The following is a 7,512-nucleotide window of genomic DNA, read 5'->3' on the forward strand; positions in this document are numbered from 1 at the left end:
GACCTGCCCGCCCTCGCCGCCGACACCGCCCGCCAGGCCCTCAACGCCGGCGGCTACTGGCTGCCGCCCGACGCCATCACCGCCGTAGCCGCCGCGGTCATGGCCACCGTCCAGGCCGCCCTCCTGCCGCCGATCCTTGCCGACGCCGACCACCACGAGCAGTGCGGCGCCCTCTCGCAGACCACCGAGGGCGGCATAGCCCACAGCGGCATGGCCGCCGCCCACCGCATCGACGCCGAACGACTCCGCCGAGCACTCACCACCTGACCCCACCCCGCGCCGCCGCAAGGAGCCACCGTGACCACCTGCACCGCCTGCCCGCGCGAACTCACCCACGACGACACCGGCCGCACCATCTGCCGCACCTGCGAAGACAGGGCCAGCCAGCAACTCGCCGCCATCGCCGGACCCGACGGCCTGTACGCCGCCCTCGACCAGCACCTCATCCCCACCCGCCGACCCGCCACCGGCACCATCGGCCGCGGAGCCGCCGGCAGCAGTGCCCCGTGCAGCCTCGACACCCTCGACCTCATGAGTCAGGCCGGGCCCGTCCTCGGCACCCTCGAAGCCTGGGTCCGGGACTGGGAGGGCTACGGGCGGGCCCATCTGCGGGCGGGCGGGACGCTCCAGCAGCGGGTCGATGCCGCGATCGGCACGCTGCGGTTCAACCTCGGGTGGGCCTGCTCCGAGCACCCGGCGGCCGAGGAGTTCATCGACGAAGTAGGCGCCATCTGGCGGCGCCTCACCCGACTCACCACCGGCGAACGGGCGCCCCGCCGAATCCCGGTCCAGTGCAGCACACCCGACTGCGGCGGCGTACTGACCCCCACCATTGAGACCGCCGGCGAGACGTGCCCCGACTGCCAGCACGAATACGGGCGCACCGAGGTACTCCGGCTGCGGCCCGGGGCCAGGACCGCGGCATGAACGACTCACCCGCAAGCAACCGCCTGCCGCTCGTCACCGGATCCGACGGCCAGCCGTACATCGGCTGCGACGCCGTCATCGCCCTCCTGAGGGCCATCGCCTCCGCCTGCCGAACCAACGCCGACGAACCCGACATCGACCTGCACGTCGTGGCAGCAGCCCTCGAGATGGAGGCCGACGCGCTCGACGTCAGAGCGATCCTGCGCACGGCATGACGAAGGCCCGTCCGCTCAGCCGCGGACGGGGCTTGTCGGATCACTGAGAGGACAGCACATGCGAACGCACGCATAGATCCGCCCGCCACGGCTAGCATCACAACGACCGGCCGAACCTAACTCAGGGAAGGGGGAACTGATGGAATGGGGGGTTGTGCTCAGCCTCGCGGCAAACGCCCTCGCACTTGCCTCGGGCGGCCTGGCGTATCGCAGATGGCGCAAGCAACGCCTCGAGGAAGCCCGTCGGGATCACCACCTTAAGAACATCAGACTTCTTATCGCCAGCAAGCACGTGCGACGGATCGAAGTTGTCGCAGTACGCGATGGAACATCCGCTGACGTCAAACGCGCTCCCGAGAAGGTCCTTGCCGCAACAGGTGCACTTGACGCCGTCGAGACAGACCTAGAACTCCTCCAGGCCGTCGAGAACCGGCAACGAGAGGTACGCCGCCAACTCTCCGAACTGCCCCCAACCTCGACCGACCTCGCACACGAACATTTCTTCGAGCTCGCGGAGGACGCCCCCCACTCCTGGTCCCACACTGCCGAGGCCCGCCTACCCGATCAGCGAGCTGAGCTAGAAGACACAGGACTGCTTGAGCTCGCCCAGAACCCTGACACAGCCCCAGCCGTCACCACCTTCTACGCCGCTCTCAACGACATCTTCGAGAAGCTCGGCCCGCCACCTGCGCATCTGACCACAACCAACCCGACAGGCATGGGCGACGGGGGAAAGCCACAGTGAACCCAGAGATCAGCCAGGCTGGCGCCCCAGTCCAGCAGCCCACCGGCCTCGAACACGCACTCCAGTGGGCGCAGCTCCCCCCGGAGCACCTCCAGATCGCCATGAAGGCGCTCGAGCCCGAACTGAAGCGTCACCACGAGTTCCGAATGCAACAGGATGCACACCGCCAGGAACTCGAACTCGAACGCATGCGCCTCGAGAGCGCACAGCAACAGCTCACGCAGCAACTCGAACATGACGAACGGCAAGCCAAACGGAGCTACACGCTCTACCTGGTAGGGCTTATCGCCGGTTTCCTGATCTCCGCGGGCATGCTCGTTGGGGCTGTCTTCGTCGGCATGAACAACCAGCCCTGGCTTGCCGCCATGCTCGCCGGCCCCAGCCTCCTGGCTCTCGCCACCCTGTTCGTCCTCCGGAAGAACGACAAGACACTCAACGCCGGCGCCGAACAAACCACCCGCCGCGCACTCAACGCCTCCCAACAGCAGCCACCGCCACCGCCTCCGGGCAGCGGCCCCGTCGTGTAGCCGCAGCCGAACGACGAAGCCCCCGCCGCCAACAGGCGACGGGGGCTTCTGGGTGTCCGGGGTCAGGCGGCGAGCTCCTCTTCAAGGCGTCGCCAGCTGAACCTGAAGATGCTGTCGTCGTGGTCCTTCGAGTGGGCCATGCACCTCGCGCACCAGCCGTCGGGCCTGAAAACAGGCTCATGCGGCCACATCTCACAGGTTTCGCACCACTCGCCGTTCCCGTGCGTTGCCAGATGCGCCCGGACGTCGAGCTTCGGAGGTGAGACCGTCACGGCGGGCAGTGGTAGAGACTGCAGCTCCGCAACCGCATTGGCCACCACATCGATCGGGTCGCCGAGTGCGGACAAGTCGAACCACTCGCCGTGCACGCGACATGAGGCGAAGCGATTATGCAGGTCACGCTCCACATCGCTTGGGTGAACCCAGAGGATCATGAGGCGCGCAGGCGAACCGGTCTGAAGGGCCGTCAGCCGCTTGACCGGGTCAACTGCAACGCCGATCTTCACAAGAGGACTTCCCCCTGCGCCGATGAGGTAGGTCCGGCGGCCGCCAACTTCTGCGGGCTTCATCGCGCCTTCGCGAGCGTCTCGTCGAGGTACTCCTGCACTGGCCCGAAGAGCCCCCATGGCACGTAGGTCGGGATCTCGTCCAGCGGGATCCACGCGACCTCGGCAAGCTCCTCCTCGTCGGCGACTCGCGCCTCGCCACCGACGACCTCGCACGCCACGTAGGACATGTGCCGGCCGGTCTGCGGGTGCACCCGCTCGCCCAGAGGCTTGATCGCCTTCACCTCCAGGTCCACCTCCTCGGCGGTCTCCCGCACGGCCGCCTGCTCCGGCGTCTCACCGTCCTCGATGCCGCCGCCAGGGAACGCCCAGAGCAGCTTGCCCTCCCGCTCCCTCCGCCGGATCATCAGCACGCGGCCGGCGTCCGTAATGATCGCCGTAGAGATTCCCTGCTCAGTCGTCGTCTCGGTCATTCGGATACCCCCAGGGCGTCGAGGACGGGCCGGTAGATCCGGTCCGGCTGGATGAAGCGGGTCAGCGCGGAGACCGGCACGAAGGCGGCCTCGGCGTTCTCGGCTGGGTCGAGGTTCATAGGCTCGCCCATCAGGTGATCGCAGAGCAGATAGTCGGCCTGCACGCCAGTCGTCGGATGGAGGCGGGAGCCCAGCGGCTGACGGACGGTGCAGTGCACCCCCGTCTCGGCCCGCGTTTCCTTCACGGCAACGGCCGCCACCTCGGCGCCCGGTTTCACGACGCCGGCGGGGAACTGCCAGTGGAGGTCTCCGCCATCCCGCCTCTGCACCAGGAGGACTTCAGTGCCGCGGAGAACGATGGCGATGGCTACCCGTAGGGCCTGGGCCGCAGTTTCTGCGGGCGGCTGGACGAGGCGGGCGAAGCGTAAGCGCACAGGCGGCAAGGCCCTTTCGTAGACGGTATCGAGAGCAGCCTGGATCTCGGAACGTGGCACGATTGCTGGCTTCGAGTGCCAGCCGGCCACCGTCTGTGGGTGCACGCCGAGACGCTCGGCGAACTCCTCGCGGTTCCAGCGGTGCGCGGCCTGCAGGTGGCAGGCCAGCTCGCCGGTCCAGGTGATGACGTCCACAATCGCGCCCCCAGCGTCGGGTGTCCGGCGATCTATACGGCCACTGATCGTCTCCTGTGCGTGAGCTGTACGGCAGCCTCTCGTCGGTCAAGGCATGACCGAGTTGACTCAAGGCATGCAGATCAGATCACTTGCCCTCGGAGATTTGGTGGGCACGCTGAGGGGAGACGCCACCCATGGTCTCGCCGACCTCGCGCCAGGTAATGCCGGACGCCTTCAGCTCCAGCGAGATCCTCCGGCGGACGTCCTTCAGTGCGACTTCCAGCATGACCTCGACCTCGCCGAGCTCCTCGAAGCGCTGGGCGGGATCCTCAACGGCATCGAGAAGTCCCACGACTGCGGCGACGGCGCTCTCCTTGGTCTCGGTCATGACCCGAGGGTAGAGCTGCTCGACACGCGTTTCAAGGAGGGGCTTGACGGCAGTCGCGAGATTCCCCTACCTTCAAGTCAGAGCTTGAAAGCGCGGCTCACTCCTACCGGACTTCGGTCCGTCGAGACGCGCCGGAAAACAGAAAACGGGCTGGCCAGTGACTCCTACATCGCTGACCAGCCCTGCCACCAGGATCTTTGAGAGGACCCCTGATGGATACCGCACAGCTTAGCCCCACCCTGCCCAGCTCCGGGCAGCAGCCCGCCCTCCGCCTGGTTCCCGGCCGACGGCCGACCATCGACTACGTCTTCGACGCCCCGCTCGCCGAGATGCTGGCTGAGCTGAACGTCGAGGTCGCCCCCTCCGAGATCGCCGACGCCGCGGTCTTCGGATACGCCGAGGTCCGCGGGTCCCGCATCGTCGTGAAGCTCTCTCCGAACCTCAGCGAGTTCGAGGCGGATTTCTTCACGCGCTACCTGACGGCTCAGGCGTACAGGCTGGAGATGACGCCGCTGCCGACCCCGTTCGACGTCGAGATCAGCCCCCAGCTTGAGGGGGTGCCCGCGTGAACACCCAGGTCACCCCGCCCCGTCTGCGTATCGCCGCGGGGTACAAGCGAGGCGCTGGCCCGCTCGTCACCCAGGCTGTCATCGACTTCGAGGCCGCGGCCCGCCTGATCGCCGAGTTCGCCGGTCTGGACGCCGACGACATGCTCGACTCGCAGATCGAGGCGTGCGGCCGGGCCCGCACCGCGATGGCCGACGCCCGTACCACCCTGGCCCGCACCGGCCACCTGCACCTGATCGACCACACCGTCCCCGTGCCGGCCGTCGACCGGCGGGTGCTGCGGCTGCGCACCCACATGCGTGCCGCCGGCTACAACCCGGGCGAGACGCACGGGGTCCAGGCGCTGGCCGACCGCGTCGGCATCGACCGGGACCGTCTGACCGCCGTCCTCACCGGCCGGGCGCTGTACGACCACCGGATCCCGCAGCGTCGCCTCGCGGACGCCCTCGGCCTGCAGCACGCCGCCTGATGGACGCGCCCGCCCAGCAGGGCCACAGCATCGTTGACGAGCCCACGACGGTTGCCGACTGCCAGCGCGACTACGCGGCCCACACGCCCGAGCGGCAGGCCGACGCGGTCAACCAGCTCGGCCAGCTCGGCACCGGCCAGCAGCACACCCACCGCCACTGAGCCTCCCGGGGCCGGTCACCGCACCGGCCCCACCCCACTCCCGGCACGACCAACCGAGGAGCACCGTCATGCCCGAAACCTGGCCCGCTGGGGTCATCGCCCGCTACCTGACCGTCGGCGGTGCCACCGTCGACCTGACCTCGCGGCTCAACGTCATGACCCCGCCCGAGCCGTTCGCCACGCTCGCCGCCTGCTCCGGCTGCCCGGCCTACCAGGAGTTCAGCCACTGGCGGCTCATTTGGCAGCTCGAAGGCGGCCAGGACGAGGAGCACCACCCCGCAGCGGCCGACAAGGACGCCCGCGCCTGGGCGCAGGCCCACGCCGAGACCTGCCGGGCCGTGCCCCGCCCGACTGCCTGACGTGAGGAGCACCGTCATGCCCGAGGACCCCTGGTCCAGCAGTCTCCCTCCGACCGTCACCACGTTCACCCCGGCCCGGTCCGACATGGAGTTCGAGGCCTATGGGGTCCTCGTCGCCAGCCTGGGCGGCGAGGACGGATACGGCGAACTGATCGCCGTCGGCCCCGACCTCACCCCGCGCAGGGCGCTCGCCGCGATGGTCGCCTACACGCGCACCGAATGCAGCTGGGACGGCTACGACGCCGTCGCCGACCTCCGCGACCGAATCCGGGACCGCGACCTCGCCCTGGCCATCGCGCCCACCATCTTCACCCGCCAGCCCGACGGCGGCTGGGACCTCCACCGCCACCCGGACGGACAGCCCGCCGCCTGGCTCGTCAGCCCCTGGCACCCCGCCCACTGCTTCACCACCACCTGACCACCGAGAGAGGACCACCCGCCATGTCCGAGAACACCCGGCTCGCATACCTGGCCGAGTACCGCGACGCCCGCCGGAAGGGCGACTACGAGCGCGCCATCGACATCGTCTTCGACGCCATCGAGCGCGGCGAGCAGCACCTCCTGGACGAGATCCGAGGCCTCCACACCAAGGCCGCCGCCTAATGCGCCGCGGCGAGCCGGCCCCACCCCGAGCCCGGGACAGCGAACGCACCCGCCCCTTCAATCGCGCCGATCGCCAGGTCGCCCCCGAGGACCACCTCTACGAGCCCGGCCGCCCCGCCGGACAGAACGCCCGCCACGGCGAAGACACCCGCCTGTACCGCAAGCGCGACGTCAAGGCCAGCTGACCGGTTGCCCGATCCGCAGGTCCCACACCTGCGGTGAGGGGAGTCGGGACAGTCCCGGCCCAGGAGGGAAGCCCGATGGCCGTCCACCAGTACGGCAACTGCCCGTCGTGCCGGAAGCCGGTACCCATCCCGAACCCGGCTCAGTGCCCGAACTCGCGCTGCAAGTTCACTCTCCACTCGACCCGCCGCCGCTGACCGGTAGCCCTCGCCGCCCGTCTCGCACGGGCGGCCTGGAGATCCGCCAGCACCCCACCCCAACACCAACCCGCAGAAGGGTCTATCAGCCATGGGCGTGAACATCTCGCACGGCTCCAACCAGTGGGGCCAGGAGCGCCTGTCGTACACGTCGGTCGAGGAGATGGGCGAACAGGTCCGCCGCGCCGTCAGCCGCTGGGACTGGCACAAGGTCAGCCACCTGTTCGACGAACGGCGTCCCGACATCCTGTACATCGACCCCAAGCAGGTGGGCGAGATCGCCGACATCCTCGCCAAGGCCGCGAAGCACCGGAAGATGCCCCCCGGCTGGGCGGACACCGTCCGCCGTTGGGCCGCCGCCGGCTACCGCGCCTGGCAGGCCGGCGAGCCCTGGAGCTGGCGGTGAGCGCGGCGATCGTCGGCGCCCACAAGGCGCGCGTGTTCCTGATCCTCGCCGGCCTCGCCTGGATCGCCGGCCTCCAGCCTCCGATCCTCACCCGGCTTGCCATCGCCCTACTGGTCGCCGTCGCCATCGTCGGCGAGGGCCTCCTCGAACAGCACCAGCCCGCACCACCCACCCC

17 protein-coding genes are annotated in these 7,512 nt (G+C 69.2%); 13 read left to right on the plus strand and 4 right to left on the minus strand.

Annotated elements, in window-relative coordinates:
• The 5 genes from HYE82_RS31285 to HYE82_RS31305 all read left to right on the plus strand — a co-directional run.
• Positions 1 to 267, plus strand: a 267-nt coding sequence (locus HYE82_RS31285) for a hypothetical protein (RefSeq protein WP_179177574.1), incomplete at its 5' end; no start/stop codon positions are given.
• Between the two features lie 30 nt (positions 268 to 297).
• Positions 298 to 927, plus strand: a complete 630-nt coding sequence (locus tag HYE82_RS39105) for a hypothetical protein (protein ID WP_179177575.1) — start codon at positions 298 to 300, stop codon at positions 925 to 927.
• Positions 924 to 1,142: a hypothetical protein gene (locus HYE82_RS31295; protein WP_179177576.1), complete on the plus strand. Its 219-nt coding sequence runs from the start codon at positions 924 to 926 to the stop codon at positions 1,140 to 1,142. The genes HYE82_RS39105 and HYE82_RS31295 overlap by 4 nt, the downstream gene beginning before the upstream one ends.
• A 139-nt stretch (positions 1,143 to 1,281) precedes the next feature.
• Positions 1,282 to 1,887, plus strand: coding sequence for a hypothetical protein (locus tag HYE82_RS31300; protein WP_179177577.1), 606 nt, complete (start codon positions 1,282 to 1,284; stop codon positions 1,885 to 1,887).
• The gene (locus HYE82_RS31305) at positions 1,884 to 2,414 is read left to right on the plus strand and encodes a hypothetical protein (RefSeq protein WP_179177578.1); all 531 of its coding nucleotides are present in this window, start codon (positions 1,884 to 1,886) and stop codon (positions 2,412 to 2,414) included. Before HYE82_RS31300 ends, HYE82_RS31305 begins: the two co-directional genes overlap by 4 nt.
• Positions 2,415 to 2,476: 62 nt before the next feature.
• Here the strand turns inward: HYE82_RS31305 and HYE82_RS31310 are convergent, their stop codons facing one another.
• The 4 genes from HYE82_RS31310 to HYE82_RS31325 all read right to left on the minus strand — a co-directional run bounded on the left by HYE82_RS31310 (position 2,477) and on the right by HYE82_RS31325 (position 4,392).
• A complete protein-coding gene (locus tag HYE82_RS31310; RefSeq protein ID WP_179177579.1) occupies positions 2,477 to 2,983 on the minus strand; it encodes a GIY-YIG nuclease family protein in 507 nt (168 codons plus the stop codon).
• Complete coding sequence (locus HYE82_RS31315) at positions 2,980 to 3,393, minus strand: NUDIX hydrolase (RefSeq protein WP_179177580.1); 414 nt, start codon at positions 3,391 to 3,393, stop codon at positions 2,980 to 2,982. The genes HYE82_RS31310 and HYE82_RS31315 overlap by 4 nt, the downstream gene beginning before the upstream one ends.
• Positions 3,390 to 4,022, minus strand: a complete 633-nt coding sequence (locus HYE82_RS31320; protein WP_179177581.1) for an NUDIX hydrolase — start codon at positions 4,020 to 4,022, stop codon at positions 3,390 to 3,392. The genes HYE82_RS31315 and HYE82_RS31320 overlap by 4 nt, the downstream gene beginning before the upstream one ends.
• Before the next feature lie 127 nt (positions 4,023 to 4,149).
• Positions 4,150 to 4,392, minus strand: a complete 243-nt coding sequence (locus tag HYE82_RS31325; RefSeq protein WP_179177582.1) for a hypothetical protein — start codon at positions 4,390 to 4,392, stop codon at positions 4,150 to 4,152.
• Between the two features lie 212 nt (positions 4,393 to 4,604).
• Here HYE82_RS31325 and HYE82_RS31330 point away from each other — a divergent pair, with 212 nt between their 5' ends.
• The 8 genes from HYE82_RS31330 (at position 4,605) to HYE82_RS31365 (ending at position 7,337) form a co-directional block, all read left to right on the plus strand.
• The gene (locus tag HYE82_RS31330) at positions 4,605 to 4,961 is read left to right on the plus strand and encodes a hypothetical protein (RefSeq protein ID WP_179177583.1); all 357 of its coding nucleotides are present in this window, start codon (positions 4,605 to 4,607) and stop codon (positions 4,959 to 4,961) included.
• On the plus strand, positions 4,958 to 5,428 hold the full coding sequence (locus HYE82_RS31335; protein WP_179177584.1) for a hypothetical protein: 471 nt from the start codon (positions 4,958 to 4,960) through the stop codon (positions 5,426 to 5,428). The genes HYE82_RS31330 and HYE82_RS31335 overlap by 4 nt, the downstream gene beginning before the upstream one ends.
• Positions 5,428 to 5,589, plus strand: a complete 162-nt coding sequence (locus HYE82_RS31340) for a hypothetical protein (RefSeq protein ID WP_179177585.1) — start codon at positions 5,428 to 5,430, stop codon at positions 5,587 to 5,589. Before HYE82_RS31335 ends, HYE82_RS31340 begins: the two co-directional genes overlap by 1 nt.
• A 68-nt stretch (positions 5,590 to 5,657) precedes the next feature.
• Complete coding sequence (locus tag HYE82_RS31345; RefSeq protein ID WP_179177586.1) at positions 5,658 to 5,948, plus strand: hypothetical protein; 291 nt, start codon at positions 5,658 to 5,660, stop codon at positions 5,946 to 5,948.
• 16 nt (positions 5,949 to 5,964) lie between these two features.
• The gene (locus tag HYE82_RS31350; protein WP_179177587.1) at positions 5,965 to 6,366 is read left to right on the plus strand and encodes a hypothetical protein; all 402 of its coding nucleotides are present in this window, start codon (positions 5,965 to 5,967) and stop codon (positions 6,364 to 6,366) included.
• Between the two features lie 23 nt (positions 6,367 to 6,389).
• Positions 6,390 to 6,551: a hypothetical protein gene (locus HYE82_RS31355; protein WP_179177588.1), complete on the plus strand. Its 162-nt coding sequence runs from the start codon at positions 6,390 to 6,392 to the stop codon at positions 6,549 to 6,551.
• Positions 6,551 to 6,736 (plus strand): hypothetical protein, encoded by a 186-nt coding sequence (locus tag HYE82_RS31360; protein WP_179177589.1) that lies wholly within the window; start codon positions 6,551 to 6,553, stop codon positions 6,734 to 6,736. The genes HYE82_RS31355 and HYE82_RS31360 overlap by 1 nt, the downstream gene beginning before the upstream one ends.
• 286 nt (positions 6,737 to 7,022) lie before the next feature.
• On the plus strand, positions 7,023 to 7,337 hold the full coding sequence (locus HYE82_RS31365) for a hypothetical protein (RefSeq protein WP_179177590.1): 315 nt from the start codon (positions 7,023 to 7,025) through the stop codon (positions 7,335 to 7,337).
• Positions 7,338 to 7,512: the final 175 nt, after the last annotated feature.

The organism is Streptomyces sp. BR123, assembly GCF_013401435.1.
Lineage (GTDB): Bacteria > Actinomycetota > Actinomycetes > Streptomycetales > Streptomycetaceae > Streptomyces.